The organism is Scandinavium goeteborgense, assembly GCF_003935895.2.
Lineage (GTDB): Bacteria > Pseudomonadota > Gammaproteobacteria > Enterobacterales > Enterobacteriaceae > Scandinavium > Scandinavium goeteborgense.
Genome location: NZ_CP054058.1, coordinates 3,732,181 through 3,755,306, shown reverse-complemented (window position 1 = coordinate 3,755,306; position 23,126 = coordinate 3,732,181). Strand labels below are relative to the sequence as shown.

Below are 23,126 nucleotides of genomic sequence, written 5' to 3'. Positions count from 1 at the left end.
TTTCCCCGGTGGCGCTTCGCTTACCGGGGCTACATGTTGTAGGCCGGGCAAGCGTAGCGCCGCCCGGCATCCAGCTTTACAGTTTTGCAAACACCTTACGCGCCGCGTCGATGGTGTTGTTGATATCCTGCTCGGTATGCGCCACGGACATAAAGCCCGCTTCGAACGCTGACGGCGCCAGATACACGCCTTCTTCCAGCATCAGATGGAAGAATTTCTTGAAGCGTTCCACATCGCACTTCACCACGTCCTGGTAGCAGGTCACGGTTTTCGCATCGGTGAAGAAGAGGCCGAACATCCCGCCCACGTTATTCACAACCAGTGGAATACCTGTATCCCGCGCCGCACGCAGCAGGCCTTCCGCCAGTTGGTTGGTCAGGCTGGTCAGGGTTTCGTGAATTCCTGGCTGAGCGACTTCAGTCAGACAGGCATAACCGGCAGCCATCGCAATCGGGTTCCCGGACAGCGTTCCCGCCTGGTAAACCGGACCGGTTGGTGCCAGCGCGTCCATCACTTCGCGACGGCCACCAAAGGCACCGACTGGCATCCCGCCACCAATAATTTTGCCCAGACAGGTCAGGTCAGGCACCACATCGTAGTAATCCTGAGCGCCCGCCAGTGCGACGCGGAAGCCGGTCATCACTTCATCGATAATGAACAGCGCGCCAAATTCGTCACACAGCGCACGCAGGCCCGGCAGGAAGTCCGGCTGCGGTGGAATGCAGTTCATGTTGCCCGCGACTGGTTCGACGATGATGCAGGCGATATCCTGCGGATACTGCTCGAACGCTTCACGCACGGACGCCAGATCGTTATAGGTGCAGGTCAGGGTGTGTTTGGCGAAATCCGCCGGAACGCCCGGAGAGTTTGGCTGGCCGAGGGTCAGCGCACCGGAACCGGCTTTCACCAGCAGGCAGTCGGCATGGCCATGATAGCAGCCTTCGAATTTGATGATTTTGTCACGGCCAGTGAAGCCGCGAGCCAGACGAATAGCGCTCATGGTCGCTTCCGTGCCCGAGTTCACCATACGCACCATGTCCATGGTCGGCACCAGTTCGGTCACCAGCGCCGCCATTCTTACTTCCATTTCGGTCGGCGCGCCGAAGCTCAGACCGCGTGATGCCGCTTCAATCACCGCGTTACGAATGGCAGGGTGGTTGTGGCCGAGCACCATCGGGCCCCAGGAACCGACGTAGTCGATGTAGGCTTTACCATCCACATCGTACAGATACGCGCCGTCGGCACGTTCGACAAACAGTGGGGTACCGCCGACGCCGGTAAAGGCGCGGACCGGCGAGTTGACGCCGCCGGGGATCAGTTCGCGGGCCGCACTGTAGAGATTCTCAGATTTGCTCATTCGAGGTTCCTGGTTCGTAGAAAGCGTGTTAGCGGGCTATTCTAATTTATTCCCGGAAGGTTATGAAAGTTTTGCCCAATCGAAACAATGTAATAATGAAGGAATTTTAACGCGACGTGCCGCTATCGGGTGGTTACAATGCAATCTGCAATTCGTCCTGGCAATTAATGATAATGGCATGAAAGCAGAAACTCCCTCTTTTGAATCACAGCAAATCGTTCGATTGCGCCGCGGGGATGCGGTACGCCGTTTAGTTCGTAGGGATAAAACACCATTAGCCATCCTGTTGATGGCCGCACTGGTTGGCACCTTAGCCGGCCTGGTGGGCGTCGCTTTTGAAAAAGCCGTTAACTGGGTGCAGCACGTGCGCATTGGCACGTTGGCGCAGGTGGCGGATCACTGGTTTTTAGTCTGGCCGCTGGCCTTTATTCTTTCCGGGTTGCTGGCGATGGTCGGCTATATCCTGGTGCGTCGTTTCGCCCCGGAAGCGGGCGGTTCAGGCATTCCTGAAATCGAAGGCGCGCTTGAAGAATTGCGCCCGGTTCGCTGGTGGCGCGTCATTCCGGTGAAATTTATCGGCGGTATGGGCACGCTGGGGGCCGGAATGGTGCTCGGGCGTGAAGGCCCGACGGTGCAGCTCGGTGGCAATATTGGCCGCATGGTGCTGGATATTTTCCGTGTGCGTACCGCAGAGGCGCGTCACTCGCTGCTGGCAACCGGTGCGGCGGCGGGTCTGGCGGCCGCATTCAATGCTCCCCTGGCGGGCATTCTCTTTATCATCGAAGAGATGCGCCCGCAGTTCCGCTACAACCTGATTTCGGTTAAGGCCGTCTTCATCGGCGTTATCATGTCCAGCGTAGTGTTCCGCATCTTCAACGGTGAAACCGCCGTGATTGAAGTCGGGAAGCTCGCGAATGCACCGGTAAACACCCTGTGGCTGTATCTGGTTTTGGGGATGATTTTCGGCTGCGTTGGACCGCTGTTTAATCACCTGGTGTTGCGTACTCAGGATTTGTTCCAGCGTATTCACGGCGGCGATATCAAAAAATGGGTGCTGATTGGCGGCCTGCTCGGCGGTATCTGCGGCGTGCTCGGGCTGATTGAGCCGGAAGCGGCAGGCGGCGGGTTCAACCTCATTCCTATCGCGGCGGCGGGACATTACACCGTCGGCCTGCTGATGTTTATCTTTATTGCGCGCGTCGTGACGACGCTACTGTGCTTCTCGTCAGGCGCACCGGGCGGCATTTTTGCCCCGATGCTGGCGCTCGGCACGCTGCTCGGCACCGCATTCGGCATGGCGGCAACGGCGTGGTTCCCGGCCTATCATCTGGAGCCGGGCACCTTTGCCATCGCTGGGATGGGCGCGTTGTTCGCGGCATCTGTGCGTGCGCCGCTGACCGGTATCGTGTTAGTTCTGGAAATGACAGACAACTATCAGCTCATTTTGCCAATGATTATTACCTGTCTTGGCGCAACACTATTAGCCCAGTTCCTGGGCGGGAAACCGCTGTACTCCTCGATTCTGTCCCGAACTCTTGCCAAGCAGGAAGCCGAAAAGGCAGAGAAAGAGGAGAAAGAAAAACAGGCCGTCGGGGAGAATACTTGAACGATTTAGTCAGGTATTGGATAATGAGCAAAAGACCTGGCGAGACTTTAGCCAGTGCGAATTAACCGGAGTGTGAAATGAGTGATGACGTAGCGCTGCCCCTGCAGTTTACTGATGCGGCCGCCAGCAAAGTAAAAAACCTGATTGCGGATGAAGAGAATCCAAACCTGAAACTGCGCGTCTATATCACCGGCGGTGGTTGCAGCGGGTTCCAGTACGGCTTCACTTTTGACGATCAGATTAACGATGGTGATATGACCATTGAGAAAGAAGGCGTCGGCCTGGTCGTTGACCCGATGAGCCTGCAATATCTGGTAGGCGGTTCGGTGGATTACACCGAAGGTCTGGAAGGTTCGCGTTTCATCGTGACTAACCCGAATGCCAAAAGCACCTGCGGGTGTGGTTCTTCCTTCAGCGTTTAATCACGCTTGCTATTGCCCGGTAAGCGTTGCGCCGCCGGGCAAAAAATTATCTGTTATTCTCATCCAGCGCGAACGTCGGCAGTTTTAAGTGCCAATGAATCGCCGCCAAACGAATCCCGAGCGTTACCAGCATGCCGAGCATGGCCGCATTTTCCAGTGACATCTGGAAGGTGTAATACGCGGTGGCGTGCACGATCCCACCCAGAATACAGGCGGTGGCGTAGATTTCGGTCCGCAGGATCATCGGCACTTCGCGCGCCAAAACGTCACGGATAATCCCGCCGCCGACGCCCGTTATCACACCCATGCAAATAGCGACCAGCGGGCCGGTTCCGGCAATAAACGCTTTGTTCACGCCGATCCCGACAAACACCGCAAGGCCGACCGCATCCAGCACCGGCAAAATCCATTTCGGCAGACGACGCGGCTGACGCACCAGCAAAATGGTCAACATGCTGGTGACCATCGCCACCACCAGATCGGTGGGATCTTTTACCCAGAAGACCGGGCCGTGCGCCAGCGCCATATCGCGGATCGTTCCGCCGCCCACCGCAGTGACCACGCCGAGCACCAGCACGCCAAAGGGGTCCATGCGCAGCTTACCGGCCAGCAGAACCCCGGAAATGGCAAATACGGCGGTACCCACAATATCCAGCCAATAGACAAGCATTGATGCGTTTCCCGTTAATTGACCTGCGCCATCGCGGTGCAGAGTTGTTTCGCGGCGAGGATAATACGCGGGGAGGCGCGTTCAAACCAGTCGCTGTTGACGGGAATGACCGGAATTTTGAGCTGATCCCCCCAGTACTGCTGAATTTTTGTCACTTCGGCGGCGCTTCCGGCGGTGATGATCAGTTGAGGCTGTCGGGCGAGCACCTGTTCGCGGCTCACCTGCGGCCACGGAACGCGGCTGGTGGCAAAGATATTCGTCCCCCCGCAGGCCTCAATCACTTCGTTTTGAATCGAATCTTTATTGCTGGTAAACAACGGGTTAGTGCCAAATTGCAAGAATACCGATTTTTTCGGGTGGTGAGCATATTCTTGCTTCAGCGCGACGAAATCCTGGCGCAACGACTGCGCGGCCTGTTTCGCCTGATCGGGCGTTGGGCTCCAGACCGCCAGCTGCTGTAACGCGTCGGCGATGTGCTCCACGCTGCCGGTGTCGATCCACATCACCTTAATACCCAACGCACTGAGCTGATTTACCTGTCGCTCGGCGTTGCCACCGCGCCAGGCCAGCACCACATCAGGCTTGAGCGCCACGATGCGTTCCAGATTCATACCTTGCCAGCTGGCGATTTGTTCGATATCGGATGCTTGTGGCGGATAGTCAGAAAAGCTGCTCACGCCCACCGGCGTAATGCCCGCGGCGAAAGCCAGCTCGGTATTGGCAGGGGAAAGCGTTACTACCCTCGGCGCGGCTATCAGCCACGCCGGAAGGGTCAACAGCAGGGCGAAAAGGCCCGATCTCAGGCCGTTACGCATTCGCCAGATTCTGGACCAGCGTTTCGACCATCAGGGTCGACTGTTTAGCGGCGACGGCGAGGAACTCATCGAAGCTCAGGTGTGACTGCTGATCGGCCACGTCGGAAATGGCGCGAACAACCACGAACGGTACGCCGAAGTTATGGCAGACGTGTGCGATTGCGGTGGCTTCCATTTCCACGGCAACGGCCTGCGGGAAGTTGTGGCGAATTTTCGCCAGGCCCACGGAACCGTTAATGAACGCATCGCCGCTGACGATAAGGCCGCGCACGGCGTTCAGGTTGAGCTGTTTGATGCTGCTTTCTGCCGCTTCAATCAGTTTCGCGTCAGCCGCGAAGCCTGCCGGGCAGCCTGGAAGCTGGCCATATTCATAACCAAAGGCGGTGACGTCGGCATCGTGATAGCGCGCTTCGTCGGAAACCACGATATCGCCCACTTTCAGCGTTGGGGCCAGGCCGCCAGCGGAACCGGTGTTGATGATGACGTCGGGTTTGCAGCGTTCGATCAGCAGAGCGGCACCCATCGCGGCGGCCACTTTGCCGATCCCTGATTTCAGCAGGGCAACGTCAACGCCATTCAGCTGGCCGGTATAAATTTCGCTCCCGCCGAGGGTGATGGTCTGACGGTTCTGGATTTTGTCACGCAGCAGCGTCACTTCTTCTTCCATTGCACCAATAATGCCGATTTTCATAGATTTACTCGCGATGTGATGGGTTTAAAGGCATAGTTTATCATGGAGCACGCATTTCCGGACCGGGAGAGGCTATGGCCACAATTGATTTTCGCACAAAGATAAACTGGCGGCGGCGTTACCGCTCACCGCAGAACGCCGCGACGGAACATGAAATCCTGCAAATCTTCGAAAGCGATCGCGGGCGCATCGTCAATTCCCCGGCTATTCGTCGGCTGCAACAGAAAACTCAGGTCTTCCCGCTGGAACGCAATGCGGCGGTGCGCACCCGGCTGACGCATTCCCTGGAAGTTCAGCAAGTTGGGCGTTATATCGCCAAAGAAGTGCTGAGCCGCCTGAAGGAGCGCAAGCTGCTGGAGGCCTACGGGCTGGACGAACTGACCGGGCCGTTTGAAAGTATCGTCGAGATGGCCTGCCTGATGCACGATATCGGCAATCCACCGTTTGGGCATTTTGGTGAAGCGGCGATTAACGACTGGTTCCGGCAGCGCCTGTGGCCTGCAGATGCCGCCAGTCAGCCGTTAAGCGACGATCGCTGCCTGGTCGGCACGCTGAGGCTGCGCGACGGGGAAGATACCCTGAATGAGCTCCGTCGCCGGGTGCGCCAGGATTTGTGCCAGTTTGAAGGCAACGCCCAGGGTATTCGCCTGGTGCATACGTTGATGCGCATGAATCTCACCTGGGCGCAGGTCGGCTGTATTCTGAAGTACACGCGTCCTGCATGGTGGCGTGGCAAGCCGCCAGAAAGTCACAGCTATTTAATGAAGAAACCTGGCTATTATTTCGCCGAAGAGGCCTATATTGCGAGGTTACGTAAAGAACTCGATTTAGCCCCTTACAGTCGCTTTCCTTTGACGTGGATTATGGAAGCCGCCGACGATATTTCTTATTGCGTGGCCGACCTGGAAGATGCCGTTGAGAAACGCATTTTCAGCGTGGAGCAACTTTATCAGCACCTGTATGACGCGTGGGGCACGCACGAAAAAGGCTCGCTGTTCTCACAGGTTGTCGAAAACGCCTGGGATAAATCTCGGTCTAATACCTTAAGTCGCAGTACAGAAGATCAGTTCTTTATGTATTTGCGGGTCAATACACTGAATAAGCTGGTGCCTTACGCCGCGCAGCGATTTATCGATAACCTTCCGAAGATATATGCCGGGGATTTCAACCACGCGCTGCTTGAAGACGAAAGTGATTACAGCCAGCTGCTTGAATTATATAAAAACGTCGCCATTAATCAGGTATTCAGCCATCCTGATGTAGAGCAACTGGAACTGCAGGGATACCGCGTGATTAGCGGGCTGCTGGAAATTTACCAGCCGTTGCTGAAATTATCGCTGGCGGATTTTAACGAGCTGGTGGAAAAAGAGCGTTTACGCCATTTGCCGATTGAAAGCCGTCTGTTTCAGAAACTGTCAACGCGGCATCGTCTGGCGTATGTCGAAGCGGTAAATAAAATTCCGCGCGACGCCACCGAGTATCCGTTGATGGAGTACTATTATCGCTGTCGTTTGATTCAGGATTATATCAGCGGCATGACCGATCTCTATGCCTGGGATGAATACCGCCGCTTGATGGCTGTGGAATAATGCGAAAGTTTTGTAAAGACGGACAATAATTTTTTACTTTTTCCAGAAACTTAAATCCGGAACTTAGCGTTATAAATTGAATCTGACAGTCACATACACAGCAACTTTTGCTTTATCTGACATTTAGAGATTACGAGACATGAAAAAAACAACATTAGCAATGAGTGCACTGGCTTTGAGTTTAAGTCTGGCCCTGTCCCCGCTGTCTGCATCGGCCGCGGAAACCGCGTCCTCTGCAACGACTGCCCAGCAAATGCCAAGCCTGGCACCGATGCTGGAAAAAGTGATGCCTTCCGTTGTGAGCATTAACGTGGAAGGGAGCACTACGGTGAATACCCCGCGTATGGGGCGTAATTTCCAGCAGTTCTTTGGTGATAACTCGCCATTATGCCAGGACGGTTCTCCGTTCCAGAATTCTCCGTTATGCCAGGGCGGCGGTCAGGGTGGTCCAGGCGCGCCTGGCGGTAACGGCGGCTCCCAGCAGGAAAAATTCATGGCGCTGGGTTCTGGCGTAATTATTGATGCGGCGAAAGGCTATGTGGTGACCAACAACCACGTGGTGGATAACGCCAGCACCATCAAAATTTCCTTGAGCGATGGCCGCAAGTTTGACGCGAAAGTGGTGGGGAAAGATCCTCGCTCTGACATCGCACTGATTCAAATTCAGGATCCGAAAAACCTGACGGCGATTAAACTTGCCGATTCCGAAGCGCTGCGCGTGGGGGATTATACCGTCGCTATCGGTAACCCGTTTGGCCTCGGCGAAACCGTGACTTCCGGTATCGTTTCGGCGCTGGGCCGTAGCGGCCTGAACGTCGAAAACTACGAAAACTTTATCCAGACCGATGCGGCCATTAACCGCGGTAACTCCGGTGGTGCGTTGGTGAATCTCAACGGTGAGCTGATCGGGATTAACACCGCGATCCTTGCCCCGGACGGCGGCAACATCGGTATCGGCTTCGCTATCCCAAGCAACATGGTGAAAAGCCTGACTGAGCAGATGGTCAAATACGGCCAGGTGAAACGCGGCGAGCTGGGCATTATGGGCACCGAATTGAGCTCTGACCTCGCGAAAGCGATGAAAGTTGACGCTCAGCGCGGCGCATTCGTCAGCCAGGTGCTGCCGAACTCCTCTGCGGCGAAAGCGGGCATTAAAGCAGGCGACGTGATCACCTCGCTGAACGGCAAACCGATCACCAGCTTCTCCGCGCTGCGTGCTCAGGTTGGCACCATGCCTGTCGGTAGCAAGATTGCACTGGGCCTGGTTCGTGATGGCAAGCCGGTCAATGTGTCCCTTGAACTGCAGCAGAGCAGCCAGACTCAAGTTGACTCCAGCAGCATCTTCAACGGTATTGAAGGCGCTGAAATGAGCAATAAAGGCGCAGACAAAGGCGTGGTGGTGAGCAGCATCAAACCGGGCACCCAGGCTGCGCAAATTGGCCTGAAAAAAGGTGATGTGATCGTTGGCGCTAACCAGCAGCCGGTGAAAAACATTGCTGATCTGCGTAAGCTGCTTGAAAGCAAACCGAACGTCCTGGCGCTGAACATTCAGCGTGGCGACAGCACCATCTATCTGTTAATGCAGTAATCTTCAACGCCCTTCTCCACTCGGAGGAGGGCGCTTTGCTTTTCCCACCCGGCCTTTCTGTGAACCTTCCCACAACTTCATACTTCCTCACTACAGTTTGTGCATTTGCACAATGCACTGCCTGACACGCTTGCCTATTCTGTTGTTCTGCTGATAGGAGGGGTTATGGCTGGCTGGCATCTTGATACCAAAATGGCGCAGGATATCGTGGCGCGCACCATGCGTATCATTGACACCAATATCAATGTCATGGATGCGCGCGGCCGGATTATCGGCAGCGGTGACCGCGAGCGTATTGGCGAATTGCACGAAGGTGCGCTGCTAGTGCTTTCTCAGGGTCGGGTGGTGGACATTGACGATGCGGTTGCGCGTCATCTGCACGGCGTACGCCAAGGGATCAATCTGCCGCTGCGGCTGGAAGGGGAAATCGTCGGCGTGATTGGCCTGACCGGCGAGCCTGCTCTGCTGCGCAAATACGGTGAGCTGGTATGCATGACCGCCGAAATGATGCTCGAGCAGTCGCGGCTGATGCATCTTCTGGCGCAGGATACTCGCCTGCGTGAAGAGCTGGTGATGAACCTGATTCAGGCGGAAGAACATACCCCCGCATTGACGGAATGGGCGCAGCGGTTGGGGATCGATTTAAACCAGCCGCGCGTGGTGGCGGTGGTGGAAGTTGACAGTGGGCAGCTTGGCGTCGACAGCGCGATGGCTGAGCTACAACAGCTGCAAACCGCGCTGACCGTGCCGGAGCGGAATAATCTTGTAGGGATCGTGTCCCTGACGGAAATGGTGGTGCTGAAGCCTGCGCTGAATACGTTTGGTCGCTGGGATGCTGAAGATCACCGCAAACGGGTTGAACAGCTGATTGCGCGTATGAAGGAGAATGGCCAGCTACGTTTTCGCGTGGCGTTGGGCAACTACTTCACCGGGCAGGGCAGCATTGCCCGATCGTACCGCACCGCTCGCACGACGATGATGGTCGGCAAGCAGCGGATGCCGGAAAGCCGCAGCTATTTTTATCAGGATTTGATGCTGCCGGTGTTGCTCGACAGTTTGCGCGGCGGCTGGCAGGCCAATGAACTGGCGCGCCCGCTGGCGAAGCTCAAAGCGATGGATAACAACGGGCTGCTGCGCCGAACGCTGACGGCTTGGTTTCGGCATAACGTGCAGCCACTGGCGACGTCAAAAGCGCTGTTTATTCACCGTAATACGCTGGAGTATCGGCTGAACCGCATTTCGGAACTGACCGGCCTCGATTTGGGGAATTTTGACGACAGGTTGCTGCTGTATGTGGCACTACAGCTGGATGAACAACATTGAAGGGTTAAAAACGGTAACCCAGGTTGCCGTTTTACTGTTATTTCCCGCGGGTTAACTTCTCTAGATCGGATTCGATTTCGGTGATCTTATTGGCGACCACGCTTTCGAGATGACGCAGGTCGTCGAGGATCTTACGCTTCAGATCCACTTCGGTGCGATCGCGTTTGCAAATCTGATCCAGCTCGTCGATCACATAGCGCAGGTTCGGGCTGATTTCCTGCACTTCTTTGTAACCCTGACCCACACCGTCGGCTACCACGGTTTTACGCTGACGTGGATATTTGAACTTCACGCTTTTCGCGAAAAACTCGCCTTTATCCTTATGAAAATAGATTTTCAGGATATCGTTGTTGGCTTCCTGCCGGAGGCTGTAACGATCGATTTCATCAGGATTGGTAATGCCCAAACTTTTCAGATTGTCGTACATAGCGCTATCCTTCGATTAAACATAACCTTTGAATAATTAACGAAAAAATTATTTTCCGCCAGCGTCAGGTATAAAAAAAGCGGGGTTGCCCCCGCTTTTTTCAAGACTGATTTAGTCGATGGTGCGCAGCAGTTCGTTAATGCCGACTTTGCCGCGGGTTTTCGCATCCACTTTCTTCACGATAACCGCACAGTACAGGCTGTATTTGCCATCTTTTGACGGCAGGTTGCCGGAAACGACAACCGAGCCTGCCGGTACGCGACCGTAGAACACTTCGCCAGTTTCGCGATCGTAGATTTTGGTGCTCTGGCCGAGGTAAACGCCCATCGAAATCACGGAACCTTCTTCAACGATAACGCCTTCTACCACTTCGGAACGCGCGCCGATGAAGCAGTTGTCTTCGATGATGGTCGGGTTAGCCTGCAGTGGCTCAAGCACGCCACCGATACCGACGCCGCCGGACAGGTGAACGTTTTTACCGATCTGCGCACAGGAACCGACGGTCGCCCAGGTATCCACCATGGAGCCTTCATCGACGTAAGCGCCGATGTTCACGTAGGACGGCATCAGCACAGTGTTACGTGCAATGTACGCGCCCTGGCGAACGGCTGCCGGTGGCACTACGCGGAAACCTTCTTTCTGGAAACGCGCTTCGTCGTAGTCGGCGAATTTCATCGGGACTTTATCGAAGTAGCGGCTTTCCGCTCCGTCGATAACCTGGTTATCGTTGATACGGAAAGAGAGCAGTACCGCTTTCTTCAGCCACTGATGCGTAACCCACTGGCCGTCAATCTTTTCCGCTACGCGCAGCGCGCCGGAATCCAGCAGGGAAATAACCTGGTTAACCGCTTCGCGGGTAACGGTATCTACATTCGCCGGAGTGATCTCGGCGCGGCGCTCAAAAGCGGACTCAATAACGTTCTGTAACTGCTGCATTGTTAAACTCTTTCCATTAAAAAAAACACACTACCCTTTATCGTTTGGATTGAGGGCCGCTGTCAACCGCTGTTGTACTTCTTGCTGAAGCACATTATTAAGAGCACGCCGGTCGGCTGTCGCGATTATAAATAAATCTTCTACTCGTTCACCAATTGTCGTAATTCTCGCCCCGTGGAGCGAAATGCCGAGGTCCGCGAAGACCTGGCCGACGCATGCCAATAAACCTGGCTGGTCGAGCGCAATCAGCTCGAGGAACGATTTTCTGTCGGTATGCGTCGGCAGGAAATTGACCTCGGTATCGACGGTAAAATGACGCAGTTTTGCCGCCTGACGACGCGGGGCAGGGGCCTGCCATGAACGCTGGGTGATGGCCTGTTCGAGGCCGTGACGGATGGCTTCATGTCTGTCGCCGGACAGCGGACTGCCGTCGGGTTCGAGCACGATAAAGGTGTCCATCGCCATCCCGTCGCGGGTGGTAAAAATCTGCGCGTCGTGCACGCTGAGATTACGTCGGTCAAGTTCAGCGCACACGGCAGCGAACAGATACGGGCGGTCCGGGCTCCAGATAAAGATTTCCGTACCGCCGCGCGTTGCCTGCGGGCTGAGCAGGATCATCGGATCGTTCAGGTCGTGCTGAAGCAGGTGACGGGCATGCCACGCGAGTTGGTTAGGCGTGTGGCGCACAAAGTAGTTGGCTCGACAGCGTGCCCAAATATGATGCAGCGCCTCTTCGTCGATATTGTCCATCCGCAGCAGAGCTAACGCCTGGAGCTGATGATGCCGCACGCGTTCGCGCATGTCCGGCGTGTTCTGCATTCCACGGCGCAGCTGCTTTTCGGTGGCGAAATAGAGTTCACGCAACAGGCTCTGCTTCCAGCTGTTCCACAGCGTTTCGTTGGTGGCGCAGATGTCAGCCACGGTCAGGCACACCAGATAACGCAGACGGTTTTCAGTCTGCACTTCTTCGGCAAACTGTTTGATGACTTCCGGGTCCTGAATATCACGACGTTGGGCAGTGACGGACATCAGCAGGTGATGACGTACTAGCCATGCAACCAGCTGCGTTTCGCGTGAATTCAGGCCGTGCAGCTCTGCAAATTTGAGGACGTCCTGCGCGCCGAGCACCGAGTGGTCGCCGCCGCGCCCTTTGGCAATATCGTGGAACAGGGCGGCAATCAGGATCAGTTCCGGGTGATTAAGGCGCGGCCACAGTTCGACGCAGAGCGGATGGCGCGAACGCGTTTCCTCTTTGGCGAAGCTTTCCAGCTTTAGCAGCACGCGAATGGTGTGCTCATCGACGGTATAGGCGTGGAACAGATCAAACTGCATCTGGCCGACAATGTGCGACCACTGCGGCATATACGCCCATAGCACGCTGTGGCGGTGCATCGGCAGCAGACCGCGGCTGACGGCGCCCTGGTGGCGCAACATGCTCAGGAACAGCTCACGCGCTTCGGGGATGTAGCACAGCGGCTGTTGCAGATGGCGGCGGGCATGGCGCAGATGGCGCAGCGTCGTCGAATAAATGCCAGTAATGCTGCTGTTACGCACCATGATGTGGAACATACGCAGAATCGCCTGTGGCTCGCGCATGAACAGGGTGTCGTCGCGCAGGTCGATAAGCGTGCCGCGCAGCTGGAAATCATCATCTATCGGGCGCGGTTTTTCATCGGCGGTCAGCGCGAGGATCGCTTCATCAAACAGCTGGAGCAGCATCTGGTTGAGCTCGCCCACCCGGCGGGTGACGCGATAGAAATCCTTCATCATTTGCTCAACCGGCTGATTGCCTTCGCCGCTGTAGTTGAGGCGCTGGGCCACGTTCAACTGGCGATCGAACAGCAGACGGTTGTCGTAGCGGTTAATTTCCAGATGCAGCGCAAAACGGATGCGCCAGAGCAAGTGTAAACACTCGTTCAGCTCGTTGCGCTCGGCTTCGGTCAGGAAGCCAAAGCCAACCATTTCATCCAGTGAGGTCGCGCCGAAATGACGACGCGCCACCCATTGCAGGGTGTGGATATCACGCAGGCCACCGGGGCTGCTTTTGATATCGGGCTCGAGGTTGTAGCTGGTGCCGTGATAACGCTGATGACGGCCGTTTTGTTCTTCGACTTTAGCGCCAAAGAATTTTTCCGATGGCCAGAATCCTTCGCTGAAAATGTGCTTTTGCAGCTCGAGAAAGAGGGTAACGTCGCCAATCAGCAGGCGGGATTCAATCAGGTTAGTGGCGACAGTGAGGTCAGAAAGCCCTTCCAGTAGGCACTCTTCGAGGGTGCGCACGCTGTGGCCGACTTCGAGTTTGAGATCCCACAGCAGAGTCAGCAGCTCGCCAATTTTCTGAGCCAGTTCGTCGGGCAGTTTTTTACGGCTGAGGATCAGCAAGTCGATATCAGACAGCGGATGCAGTTCGCCGCGGCCATAGCCACCGACGGCAACCAGCGCCGCATCTTCGATGTCACCAAAACCGTAATGCAACCACAGACGCTGGAGCATCTGATCGATATATTCTGTACGGGCGGTCATCAGTTGTTCGGCAGATGTGCCGCTGTCGAAGGCGTTACCCAGCCAGCGCTGGAATGCATCGAGACGCGCCTTGATGCTGGCGCAGTTCAGCTCCGCGTCTGCCCAACTGACCGGATTTTCCGGCTGGCCTGGCAGAACAGGTAAGGCTGTGTCAGGTAAGGAATTGCTCATCGCGCCACCCATAAGAAAAAACGATTACCCATAAAAAAACCGGCTTTCGCCGGCTTCTTATCATTCGTTGTGCGAGATTATCGCCGGGATAGTGTCATCCTTGCGTAACGTCATTATTTCGCAGCCGTTGTCTGTCACCACAATAGTATGCTCGTACTGTGCAGACAAGCTCCGGTCTTTGGTTTTCACCGTCCAACCGTCTTTCATGGTGCGAATACGGTAATCGCCAGAGTTGACCATCGGCTCGATGGTGAACGTCATCCCGGCCTGAAGTACTACGCCGCCGTCATCAGCATCATAGTGCAGAACCTGTGGTTCTTCATGGAACACGCGGCCAATGCCGTGTCCGCAATATTCACGCACCACGGAGAAACCTTCCGCTTCCGCAAATTTCTGAATGGCTGCACCCAGTGTGCGAAGACGGATACCCGGCTTCACCATACGCAGGGCGAGGTACAGGCTTTCCTGCGTCACACGGCACAGACGCTCGCCGAGGATGGTCGGTTTGCCGACGATGAACATTTTGGAGGTGTCGCCGTGGTATTCGTCTTTAATGACGGTCACGTCGATGTTAACGATGTCGCCATCTTTCAGCAGCTTTTCATCATCCGGAATACCGTGGCACACCACTTCATTAATAGAGATGCACACGGATTTCGGGAAGCCGTGATAGCCCAGGCAGGCGGAGACCGCATGCTGAGTATTAACAATGTAATCGTCACAGATACGATCCAGCTCGCCGGTGCTGACACCTGGCTTGATGTACGGTTCGATCATTTCCAGCACTTCGGCAGCCAGACGGCCCGCCACGCGCATTTTTTCAATTTCTTCTGGAGTCTTAATAGAGATAGCCATGAATTCTGTCCATCGAGGCCGATTTATCGGCAATACTAGTGTAAGTGCTGACAATGGTAACAGCCGTCGCTATCGACTGCCAAATTGAGAATCATTACAGCGCGTCGCACCAACATTTATTGGTTTCCACTCGCAATTTATGGTATAAAGCGCGCCGAACTTCCATTCCGTTTGATATACACAGAAACGGTCTGGCAGCGACAAATCTCACATTGTGTAATAACACACACGTATCGGCACATACGCCGGGGTGCCCTTCGGGGTCGGTCGTATGGGATACGTGGAGGCATAACCCCAACTTTTATATAGAGGTTTTAAACATGGCAACTGTTTCCATGCGCGACATGCTCAAGGCTGGTGTACACTTCGGTCACCAGACCCGTTACTGGAACCCGAAAATGAAGCCTTTCATCTTCGGCGCGCGTAACAAAGTTCACATCATCAACCTTGAGAAAACTGTACCAATGTTCAACGAAGCTCTGGCTGAACTGAACAAGATCTCCTCTCGCAAAGGTAAGATCCTGATTGTTGGTACTAAGCGCGCAGCAAGCGAAGCGGTAAAAGAAGCTGCTCTGAACTGCGATCAGTTCTTCGTGAACCATCGCTGGTTGGGCGGTATGCTGACTAACTGGAAAACCGTTCGTCAGTCTATCAAGCGTCTGAAAGACCTGGAAACTCAGTCTCAGGATGGCACCTTCGACAAGCTGACCAAGAAAGAAGCGCTAATGCGTACTCGTGAACTGGGCAAGCTGGAAAACAGCCTGGGCGGCATCAAAGACATGGGCGGCCTGCCGGACGCACTGTTTGTTGTCGATGCAGACCACGAACACATCGCTATCAAAGAAGCAAACAACCTGGGTATCCCAGTATTTGCTATCGTTGATACCAACTCTGATCCAGATGGCGTTGATTTCGTTATCCCGGGTAACGACGATGCAATCCGTGCAGTTAGCCTGTATCTGAATGCCGTTGCTCTGACCGTACGTGAAGGCCGTTCTCAGGATCTGGCTTCCCAGGCGGAAGAAAGCTTCGTAGAAGCTGAATAATAAGGTTTAACCCCTTATTAGTACCGAGTATGGATAGGGGCCCTCTTAAGCGGCCCCTTTTTCACTTTTATAACCGTTTGGCCCTACGCCGGGCGGTTTCAATTTCCCGAGGATTTTAGAATGGCTGAAATTACCGCCTCCCTGGTTAAAGAACTGCGTGAACGTACTGGCGCAGGCATGATGGATTGCAAAAAAGCCCTGACTGAAGCTAATGGCGACATCGAGCTGGCAATCGAAAACATGCGTAAATCCGGTGCTATCAAAGCAGCGAAAAAAGCAGGCAACGTTGCTGCTGACGGCGTGATCATCACTAAGATCAATGGCGACTACGGCATCATTCTGGAAGTTAACTGCCAGACTGACTTCGTCGCTAAAGACGGCGGTTTCCAGGCTTTCGCTAACAAAGTTCTGGACGCAGCAGTTGCTGGCAAAATCACTGACGTTGAAGTTCTGAAAGCACAGTTCGAAGAAGAACGTGTTGCTCTGGTTGCTAAAATCGGTGAGAACATCAACATCCGTCGCGTTTCCGCTCTGGAAGGCGAAGTGCTGGGTAGCTACCTGCACGGTGCTCGCATCGGTGTTCTGGTTTCTGCTAAAGGCGCTAGCGAAGAGCTGGTTAAGCAAGTTGCAATGCACATCGCAGCAAGCAAGCCAGAATTCGTTAACCCAGAAGACGTGTCTGCTGACGTGGTAGAGAAAGAATACCAGGTACAGCTGGATATCGCGATGCAGTCTGGTAAGCCGAAAGAAATCGCAGAGAAAATGGTTGAAGGCCGCATGAAGAAATTCACCGGCGAAGTTTCTCTGACCGGCCAGCCTTTCGTTATGGAACCAAGCAAGACCGTTGGTCAGTTCCTGAAAGAGAACAACGCTACCGTGACTAACTTCATCCGCTTTGAAGTGGGCGAAGGTATCCAGAAAGTTGAGACTGACTTCGCAGCAGAAGTTGCTGCAATGTCCAAGCAGTCTTAATGATCGATAAGGAGCCGCCTGAGGGCGGCTTCTTTTTGAGCCCCATTAAGTAAAAATTAGTCAGGCTCCTATAGGCTTGCACTAATACGCGACATATCCTTGTCGCCAGAATTTACCCCTTTCAAACGTTGACAGTCCCAGGAAAGAAATATGGCTACCAATGCAAAACCCGTCTACAAACGCATTCTGCTGAAGCTCAGTGGCGAAGCACTGCAGGGAACTGAAGGCTTCGGTATCGATGCCAGCATTCTCGATCGTATGGCGCAGGAAATTAAAGAACTGGTCGAACTGGGTATCCAGGTCGGTGTGGTGATTGGTGGTGGTAACCTTTTCCGTGGTGCGGGTCTGGCAAAAGCGGGTATGAACCGCGTTGTGGGCGACCACATGGGCATGCTGGCAACCGTCATGAATGGCCTGGCTATGCGTGATGCGCTTCATCGCGCCTATGTGAACGCCCGCCTGATGTCCGCCATCCCACTGAATGGCGTGTGTGATAACTACAGCTGGGCAGAGGCCATCAGCCTGCTGCGTAATAACCGCGTAGTGATCCTCTCCGCCGGTACCGGTAACCCGTTCTTCACCACCGATTCCGCAGCCTGTCTGCGCGGTATCGAAATTGAAGCAGACGTGGTACTGAAGGCCACCAAAGTTGATGGCGTATTTACCGCTGACCCGGCTAAAGATCCTTCTGCAACTATGTACGATCAGCTGAGCTATGCTGAAGTACTGGATAAAGAACTGAAAGTGATGGATCTTGCCGCGTTCACGCTGGCTCGTGACCATAAACTGCCGATTCGTGTCTTCAACATGAACAAAGCAGGCGCGCTGCGTCGCGTGGTGATGGGTGAGAAAGAAGGTACGCTGATTACGGAATAATCTCCGTGAGCGACACGTCATCCTTCACGCGGCCTTGATGCAACGTGAATGATTTTGTGTCGAAATAAAGGTAAGATTCCGCTTTAATTTTGCGATGCTTACCAGGCCGCCCTTTCGGCGCCAGGAATTATACGGGCTATACTTACCACACTCGCAAATCGGCGGGTGTGGCGTATGGTCAGCCTGAGACAAGATTTCAAGGATTCGTAACGTGATTAGCGATATTAGAAAAGATGCCGAAGTGCGCATGGAAAAATGCGTAGAATCATTCAAAAACCAGATCAGCAAAATCCGTACGGGCCGTGCTTCTCCAAGCCTGCTCGATGGCATCGTTGTCGAATACTACGGTACCCCGACTCCGCTGCGTCAGCTGGCAAGTGTGACGGTAGAAGATTCCCGTACCCTGAAAATCAACGTATTCGACCGCTCTCTGAGCCCGGCCGTTGAGAAAGCGATTATGGCGTCCGATCTCGGTCTGAACCCGAGCTCTGCGGGCACCGATATCCGCGTTCCGCTGCCTCCGCTGACTGAAGAACGTCGTAAAGATCTGACCAAGATCGTACGCGGTGAAGCAGAACAAGCGCGTGTTTCCGTGCGTAACGTCCGTCGTGATGCGAACGATAAAGTTAAAGCGCTGCTTAAAGACAAAGAGATCAGCGAAGATGACGACCGTCGTTCCCAGGACGATGTGCAGAAAATGACCGACGCGGCTATCAAGAAAGTTGACGCGGCGCTGGCAGAAAAAGAAGCGGAACTGATGCAGTTCTGATTTCTGACGTTATCTGATGAACGCCGTTCAGGAAACCTTCGGGTTTTGCTGGCGGCGTTTTGCTTTTTAGACTTTCTTCTTCGGATTTTTCATGAAGCATTTAACCGTTCTGGGCTCCACTGGCTCCATCGGCTGCAGCACGCTGGATGTGGTGCGTAATAATCGCGGCCTTTTCACCGTCACCGCGCTGGTGGCCGGGAAAAACGTCGAGCGTATGGTTGAGCAATGCCTGGAGTTCTCCCCGCAATACGCCGTAATGGACGATGCACAAAGCGCGGCGGCGCTGATTGTGGCGCTGCGTCAGCACGGGAGCCAGACGGAAGTTCTGAGTGGTCAACAGGCTGCCTGCGATGTGGCTGCGCTGGATGATGTCGACCAGGTGATGGCGGCGATTGTCGGTGCGGCAGGGCTGATGCCGACGCTGGCGGCTATCCGCGCCGGAAAAACTATTCTGCTTGCCAATAAAGAGTCGCTGGTCACCTGCGGACGTCTGTTTATGGACGCCGTGAAAGAGAGCGGGGCACGTCTGCTGCCAGTCGACAGCGAGCACAACGCCATTTTTCAGAGTTTACCGGAAACAATTCAAAATCAACTGGGTTACGCTTCCCTTGAGCAGAATGGTGTTTTGTCGATTCTGCTTACCGGATCTGGTGGCCCGTTCCGAGAAACGCCTCTGTCTGAACTGCGCGATATGACGCCAGATCAGGCCTGTCGTCATCCGAACTGGTCGATGGGACGTAAAATTTCAGTCGATTCTGCCACCATGATGAACAAAGGTCTGGAATACATAGAAGCGCGCTGGCTATTTAACGCCTCGGCTCAACAGATGGAAGTCATTATCCATCCGCAGTCCGTGATTCATTCGATGGTGCGCTACCGTGATGGCAGCGTGCTGGCCCAGCTTGGTGAGCCGGATATGCGCACGCCAATTGCCCATACTATGGCCTGGCCGAACCGCGTTGAGTCTGGCGTTAATCCATTGGATTTCAAAGCATTAAGCGATCTGTCGTTTGCCGAGCCTGATTATCAGCGTTACCCGTGCCTGAAGCTGGCGATGGACGCATTTGATCAGGGCCAGGCGGCAACTACCGCGCTGAACGCCGCCAATGAAGTGAGCGTTGAGGCATTTCTGACGTCGAAAATCCGCTTCACGGACATTGCTGCCGTGAACCTCGAAGTCCTTTCAATTTTGGATTTGCAAGAGCCAAAATGTGTGGATGAGGTGATGGAAGTCGACGCGTGTGCAAGAAGTGTCGCAAACCAGCAGGTGATGCGCTTCGCAAGCTGATGATTATCCGTGCAACGGGCAAGCAGGCATTTGTTAGCGCTGGGCTTCAGTGTTATAGTCTGCGCCATCCGATAACGCTGTAACGACAAAGTGTTATCGAGGGAGCCGTGGATTTACACGGCTTTTTTGCGCTAAGCGTCTGTATTCCGGTACCGCTAATTCCTTATCATGGACCAATAATGCGTTATGTTGTCTGCTAATCAACCAATCAGTGAGAATTTGCCATCCCATGGCTGTCAGCATGTGGCCATCATTATGGACGGCAATGGTCGCTGGGCGAAGAGACAAGGCAAGATCCGTGCCTTCGGCCATAAAGCCGGGGCAAAATCTGTGCGTCGTGCCGTCTCATTTGCGGCAAATAACGGTATTGAGGCGTTAACGCTTTACGCCTTTAGCAGTGAGAACTGGAATCGTCCTGAGCAGGAAGTCAGCGCGCTGATGGAACTGTTCGTTTGGGCGCTGGATAGTGAAGTAAAAAGCCTGCACAGACATAACGTACGCTTGCGCATTATCGGTGATACCCGCCGCTTTAACGCCCGGTTACAGGAGCGTATTCGCAAAGCAGAAGCGCTGACCGAGAAAAATACCGGTCTGACGCTGAATATTGCTGCGAATTATGGTGGGCGCTGGGACATTATTCAGGGCGTTCAGCATCTTGCTGCGCAAGTCCAGGAAGGGCTGTTGCGTCCTGAAGATATCACCGAAGATTTGCTGGGTCAGCAAATCAGCATGCATGAACTGGCTCCCGTAGATTTAGTAATTAGGACAGGGGGAGAGCATCGTATTAGTAACTTTTTGTTGTGGCAAATTGCCTATGCCGAACTTTACTTTACAGATGTTCTCTGGCCCGATTTCGATGAACAAGACTTTGAAGGGGCGTTGCATGCCTTTGCCAATCGAGAGCGTCGTTTCGGCGGCACAGAGCCTGGTGACGACAAAGCCTGATGGGGGTAGCTCTTGCTGAAGTATCGCCTGATCTCTGCTTTCGTTTTAATACCCGTTGTTATTGCGGCGTTGTTTCTTTTGCCGCCGATAGGTTTCGCTATTGTCACCCTGGTGGTGTGCATGTTGGCGGCCTGGGAATGGGGTCAATTAAGCGGTTTTAAATCTCGTTCACAGCGAGTATGGCTGGCGGTGCTTTGCGGATTAATTCTTTCCGCGATGCTCTTTTGGCTTCCGGAATATCATCACAACGTCCATCAACCGCTGGTTGAAGGCTCCCTTTGGGCCTCGTTGGGTTGGTGGATAGTCGCACTGCTGCTGGTGCTGTTTTATCCGGGTTCTGCTGCGCTGTGGCGTAATTCCAAAACGCTGCGTCTGGTGTTTGGTCTATTGACCATCATTCCTTTCTTCTGGGGAATGCTGACGCTGCGAGCCTGGCATTATGATGATAATCATTACAGCGGTGCGATTTGGCTGCTCTACATCATGATTCTGGTGTGGGGTGCGGATTCCGGCGCCTATATGTTCGGTAAGCTGTTCGGCAAGCATAAACTGGCGCCAAAAGTCTCTCCGGGCAAGACCTGGCAAGGCTTTCTCGGCGGGCTGTTCACTGCGGCGGTTATCTCCTGGATTTATGGCCTTTGTGTGAATCTGGACGTTGCGCCAGCGACGCTGTTAACGTGTTCTCTGGTTGCCGCACTGGCATCCGTGCTGGGTGATTTAACAGAAAGTATGTTTAAGCGAGAAGCCGGTATCAAAGACAGTGGGAATTTGATCCCTGGGCACGGTGGCATTCTTGACCGAATTGACAGCCTTACAGCTGCGGTTCCGGTGTTTGCTTGCCTGCTACTTTTAGTCTTCAGGACGATTTGACGGAAGGGTTTATGCTGAGCATTCTCTGGAATCTGGCGGCATTCATTGTTGCACTGGGTGTATTAATCACCGTGCATGAATTTGGTCATTTCTGGGTTGCTCGTCGCTGCGGCGTACGTGTGGAGCGCTTTTCCATTGGTTTTGGTAAAGCGCTCTGGCGTCGCGTCGACCGTCAGGGAACCGAATATGTTATCGCCCTTATCCCTCTGGGCGGTTACGTCAAAATGCTGGATGAGCGCGTCGAACCGGTTGCTCCGGAGATGCGTCACTACGCCTTCAACAATAAAACCGTTGGCCAGCGTGCGGCTATTATTGCTGCCGGTCCGGTTGCCAATTTCATCTTTGCCATTTTCGCCTATTGGCTGGTGTTTATCATCGGTGTCCCTGGCGTGCGTCCGGTTATTGGTGAAATAGCGCCCAATTCGATTGCAGCAGAAGCACAAATTGCACCAGGCACGGAACTTAAAGCCGTAGATGGTATCGAAACGCCTGATTGGGATGCAGTCCGTCTGGCGCTGGTGACAAAGATTGGCGATGAGAAAACGACGCTCACTGTTGCACCTTTTGGAACACAGCAGCGTCAGGATAAAATTCTCAATCTACGCCACTGGGCATTTGAGCCCGATAAGGAAGATCCCGTCACGTCACTGGGGATTCGACCACGTGGTGCACAGGTCGAGACGGTACTGGCTGAAGTGCAAATTGACTCTGCCGCGCGCAAAGCAGGTTTGCAAGCAGGCGACAGGATCGTTAAAGTCGATGGTCAGCCACTCACACAGTGGATGACATTTGTCACTCTGGTACGAGACAATCCCGGCAAGCCGCTGCGATTGGAGATAGACAGACAGGGGAGTCCCTTGTCTTTAACGCTGATACCAGATACAAAGCCCGGTAAAGGGAAAGCTGAAGGGTTTGCGGGTGTGGTTCCAAAAATCATCCCGTTACCCGATGAGTATAAGACAGTGCGCCAGTACGGGCCGTTTGCTGCCATCATTCAGGCCACGGATAAAACCTGGCAGTTGATGAAGTTGACGGTTCAGATGCTGGGGAAATTGATAACCGGTGACGTAAAACTGAACAACCTCAGTGGGCCAATTTCGATTGCTCAGGGGGCTGGGATGTCAGCGGAGTTTGGGTTGATTTACTATCTGATGTTTCTTGCGCTCATCAGTGTGAATCTGGGCATTATCAACCTGTTCCCGCTACCCGTTTTAGACGGGGGTCATCTGCTCTTCCTGGCGATTGAAAAGCTGAAGGGCGGACCGGTATCCGAGCGAGTTCAAGACTTTAGTTATCGCATTGGCTCAATATTGCTAGTGCTGTTAATGGGGCTTGCACTTTTCAATGATTTCTCTCGGTTGTAGAGAGAGTGTTAGGAAGAACGCAT

General features: G+C 54.2%; 21 protein-coding genes. 13 read left to right on the top strand and 8 right to left on the bottom strand.

Going from position 1 to position 23,126, the window contains the following annotated elements:
• Nucleotides 1-76 precede the first annotated feature (76 nt).
• Nucleotides 77-1,357 carry a glutamate-1-semialdehyde 2,1-aminomutase gene (hemL, locus tag A8O29_RS18825; protein WP_125352670.1) on the bottom strand — a complete coding sequence of 427 codons (1,281 nt, stop codon included), beginning with the start codon at nt 1,355-1,357 and terminating at the stop codon, nt 77-79.
• Between the two features lie 178 nt (nt 1,358-1,535).
• Between hemL and clcA the strand changes: the two genes are divergently transcribed.
• Nucleotides 1,536-2,963: a H(+)/Cl(-) exchange transporter ClcA gene (gene clcA / locus A8O29_RS18820; protein ID WP_125352672.1), complete on the top strand. Its 1,428-nt coding sequence runs from the start codon at nt 1,536-1,538 to the stop codon at nt 2,961-2,963.
• 77 nt (nt 2,964-3,040) lie between these two features.
• Nucleotides 3,041-3,385: an iron-sulfur cluster insertion protein ErpA gene (gene erpA / locus A8O29_RS18815; protein WP_110510828.1), complete on the top strand. Its 345-nt coding sequence runs from the start codon at nt 3,041-3,043 to the stop codon at nt 3,383-3,385.
• Between the two features lie 46 nt (nt 3,386-3,431).
• Here erpA and A8O29_RS18810 read toward each other — a convergent pair whose 3' ends face one another.
• The 3 genes from A8O29_RS18810 to mtnN are packed head-to-tail and all read right to left on the bottom strand — an operon-like array spanning nt 3,432 to nt 5,561.
• A complete protein-coding gene (locus A8O29_RS18810) occupies nt 3,432-4,055 on the bottom strand; it encodes a TRIC cation channel family protein (protein ID WP_125352674.1) in 624 nt (207 codons plus the stop codon).
• A gap of 14 nt (nt 4,056-4,069) precedes the next feature.
• Nucleotides 4,070-4,870, bottom strand: coding sequence for a vitamin B12 ABC transporter substrate-binding protein BtuF (gene btuF, locus A8O29_RS18805; protein WP_125352676.1), 801 nt, complete (start codon nt 4,868-4,870; stop codon nt 4,070-4,072).
• The gene (mtnN, locus tag A8O29_RS18800) at nt 4,863-5,561 is read right to left on the bottom strand and encodes a 5'-methylthioadenosine/S-adenosylhomocysteine nucleosidase (RefSeq protein WP_125352678.1); all 699 of its coding nucleotides are present in this window, start codon (nt 5,559-5,561) and stop codon (nt 4,863-4,865) included. The genes btuF and mtnN overlap by 8 nt, the downstream gene beginning before the upstream one ends.
• Nucleotides 5,562-5,635: 74 nt before the next feature.
• Here mtnN and dgt point away from each other — a divergent pair, with 74 nt between their 5' ends.
• The 3 genes from dgt to cdaR all read left to right on the top strand — a co-directional run bounded on the left by dgt (nt 5,636) and on the right by cdaR (nt 10,061).
• Entirely contained in the window at nt 5,636-7,150 is a 1,515-nt protein-coding gene (gene dgt, locus A8O29_RS18795) for a dGTPase (RefSeq protein WP_125352679.1), read from the top strand.
• Nucleotides 7,151-7,289: 139 nt separating this feature from the next.
• Nucleotides 7,290-8,738: a serine endoprotease DegP gene (degP, locus tag A8O29_RS18790; RefSeq protein WP_159465641.1), complete on the top strand. Its 1,449-nt coding sequence runs from the start codon at nt 7,290-7,292 to the stop codon at nt 8,736-8,738.
• 165 nt (nt 8,739-8,903) lie between these two features.
• Nucleotides 8,904-10,061 (top strand): DNA-binding transcriptional regulator CdaR, encoded by a 1,158-nt coding sequence (gene cdaR, locus A8O29_RS18785; RefSeq protein WP_125352681.1) that lies wholly within the window; start codon nt 8,904-8,906, stop codon nt 10,059-10,061.
• A gap of 37 nt (nt 10,062-10,098) precedes the next feature.
• Here the strand turns inward: cdaR and A8O29_RS18780 are convergent, their stop codons facing one another.
• From A8O29_RS18780 to map, 4 genes are all read right to left on the bottom strand, one after another.
• Entirely contained in the window at nt 10,099-10,488 is a 390-nt protein-coding gene (locus A8O29_RS18780; protein ID WP_110510835.1) for a DUF3461 family protein, read from the bottom strand.
• A gap of 111 nt (nt 10,489-10,599) precedes the next feature.
• Complete coding sequence (gene dapD / locus A8O29_RS18775; RefSeq protein WP_125352683.1) at nt 10,600-11,424, bottom strand: 2,3,4,5-tetrahydropyridine-2,6-dicarboxylate N-succinyltransferase; 825 nt, start codon at nt 11,422-11,424, stop codon at nt 10,600-10,602.
• A gap of 30 nt (nt 11,425-11,454) precedes the next feature.
• The gene (gene glnD / locus A8O29_RS18770; RefSeq protein ID WP_125352685.1) at nt 11,455-14,118 is read right to left on the bottom strand and encodes a bifunctional uridylyltransferase/uridylyl-removing protein GlnD; all 2,664 of its coding nucleotides are present in this window, start codon (nt 14,116-14,118) and stop codon (nt 11,455-11,457) included.
• Nucleotides 14,119-14,178: 60 nt separating this feature from the next.
• Entirely contained in the window at nt 14,179-14,973 is a 795-nt protein-coding gene (gene map, locus A8O29_RS18765; protein WP_125352687.1) for a type I methionyl aminopeptidase, read from the bottom strand.
• A 320-nt stretch (nt 14,974-15,293) separates the two neighbouring features.
• On the opposite strand from map, the gene rpsB reads away from it, so the two are divergent.
• The 8 genes from rpsB to rseP all read left to right on the top strand — a co-directional run bounded on the left by rpsB (nt 15,294) and on the right by rseP (nt 23,103).
• The gene (gene rpsB, locus A8O29_RS18760) at nt 15,294-16,019 is read left to right on the top strand and encodes a 30S ribosomal protein S2 (protein WP_125352689.1); all 726 of its coding nucleotides are present in this window, start codon (nt 15,294-15,296) and stop codon (nt 16,017-16,019) included.
• A gap of 120 nt (nt 16,020-16,139) precedes the next feature.
• Complete coding sequence (gene tsf / locus A8O29_RS18755) at nt 16,140-16,991, top strand: translation elongation factor Ts (RefSeq protein WP_110510839.1); 852 nt, start codon at nt 16,140-16,142, stop codon at nt 16,989-16,991.
• Nucleotides 16,992-17,141: 150 nt separating this feature from the next.
• Nucleotides 17,142-17,867 (top strand): UMP kinase, encoded by a 726-nt coding sequence (gene pyrH, locus A8O29_RS18750; RefSeq protein WP_110510840.1) that lies wholly within the window; start codon nt 17,142-17,144, stop codon nt 17,865-17,867.
• A gap of 211 nt (nt 17,868-18,078) precedes the next feature.
• Entirely contained in the window at nt 18,079-18,636 is a 558-nt protein-coding gene (frr, locus tag A8O29_RS18745) for a ribosome recycling factor (protein WP_110510841.1), read from the top strand.
• Between the two features lie 91 nt (nt 18,637-18,727).
• A complete protein-coding gene (ispC, locus tag A8O29_RS18740; protein WP_125352691.1) occupies nt 18,728-19,924 on the top strand; it encodes a 1-deoxy-D-xylulose-5-phosphate reductoisomerase in 1,197 nt (398 codons plus the stop codon).
• Between the two features lie 186 nt (nt 19,925-20,110).
• Nucleotides 20,111-20,869, top strand: coding sequence for a (2E,6E)-farnesyl-diphosphate-specific ditrans,polycis-undecaprenyl-diphosphate synthase (gene ispU / locus A8O29_RS18735; RefSeq protein WP_125352693.1), 759 nt, complete (start codon nt 20,111-20,113; stop codon nt 20,867-20,869).
• Between the two features lie 12 nt (nt 20,870-20,881).
• Entirely contained in the window at nt 20,882-21,739 is an 858-nt protein-coding gene (gene cdsA, locus A8O29_RS18730; RefSeq protein ID WP_125352695.1) for a phosphatidate cytidylyltransferase, read from the top strand.
• Nucleotides 21,740-21,750: 11 nt separating this feature from the next.
• The gene (rseP, locus tag A8O29_RS18725) at nt 21,751-23,103 is read left to right on the top strand and encodes a sigma E protease regulator RseP (RefSeq protein WP_125352697.1); all 1,353 of its coding nucleotides are present in this window, start codon (nt 21,751-21,753) and stop codon (nt 23,101-23,103) included.
• The last annotated feature ends 23 nt before the right edge of the window (nt 23,104-23,126 follow it).

Coding starts and splice junctions, on each gene's coding strand:
- btuF (WP_125352676.1), bottom strand. CDS start 4,870: ATGCGTAACGGCCTGAGATCGGGCCTTTTCGCCCTGCTGTTGACCCTT.
- glnD (WP_125352685.1), bottom strand. CDS start 14,118: ATGAGCAATTCCTTACCTGACACAGCCTTACCTGTTCTGCCAGGCCAG.
- A8O29_RS18780 (WP_110510835.1), bottom strand. CDS start 10,488: ATGTACGACAATCTGAAAAGTTTGGGCATTACCAATCCTGATGAAATC.
- clcA (WP_125352672.1), top strand. CDS start 1,536: ATGAAAGCAGAAACTCCCTCTTTTGAATCACAGCAAATCGTTCGATTG.
- tsf (WP_110510839.1), top strand. CDS start 16,140: ATGGCTGAAATTACCGCCTCCCTGGTTAAAGAACTGCGTGAACGTACT.
- degP (WP_159465641.1), top strand. CDS start 7,290: ATGAAAAAAACAACATTAGCAATGAGTGCACTGGCTTTGAGTTTAAGT.
- cdaR (WP_125352681.1), top strand. CDS start 8,904: ATGGCTGGCTGGCATCTTGATACCAAAATGGCGCAGGATATCGTGGCG.
- ispU (WP_125352693.1), top strand. CDS start 20,111: ATGTTGTCTGCTAATCAACCAATCAGTGAGAATTTGCCATCCCATGGC.
- dapD (WP_125352683.1), bottom strand. CDS start 11,424: ATGCAGCAGTTACAGAACGTTATTGAGTCCGCTTTTGAGCGCCGCGCC.
- map (WP_125352687.1), bottom strand. CDS start 14,973: ATGGCTATCTCTATTAAGACTCCAGAAGAAATTGAAAAAATGCGCGTG.
- mtnN (WP_125352678.1), bottom strand. CDS start 5,561: ATGAAAATCGGCATTATTGGTGCAATGGAAGAAGAAGTGACGCTGCTG.
- dgt (WP_125352679.1), top strand. CDS start 5,636: ATGGCCACAATTGATTTTCGCACAAAGATAAACTGGCGGCGGCGTTAC.
- hemL (WP_125352670.1), bottom strand. CDS start 1,357: ATGAGCAAATCTGAGAATCTCTACAGTGCGGCCCGCGAACTGATCCCC.
- rseP (WP_125352697.1), top strand. CDS start 21,751: ATGCTGAGCATTCTCTGGAATCTGGCGGCATTCATTGTTGCACTGGGT.
- rpsB (WP_125352689.1), top strand. CDS start 15,294: ATGGCAACTGTTTCCATGCGCGACATGCTCAAGGCTGGTGTACACTTC.
- pyrH (WP_110510840.1), top strand. CDS start 17,142: ATGGCTACCAATGCAAAACCCGTCTACAAACGCATTCTGCTGAAGCTC.
- ispC (WP_125352691.1), top strand. CDS start 18,728: ATGAAGCATTTAACCGTTCTGGGCTCCACTGGCTCCATCGGCTGCAGC.
- A8O29_RS18810 (WP_125352674.1), bottom strand. CDS start 4,055: ATGCTTGTCTATTGGCTGGATATTGTGGGTACCGCCGTATTTGCCATT.
- erpA (WP_110510828.1), top strand. CDS start 3,041: ATGAGTGATGACGTAGCGCTGCCCCTGCAGTTTACTGATGCGGCCGCC.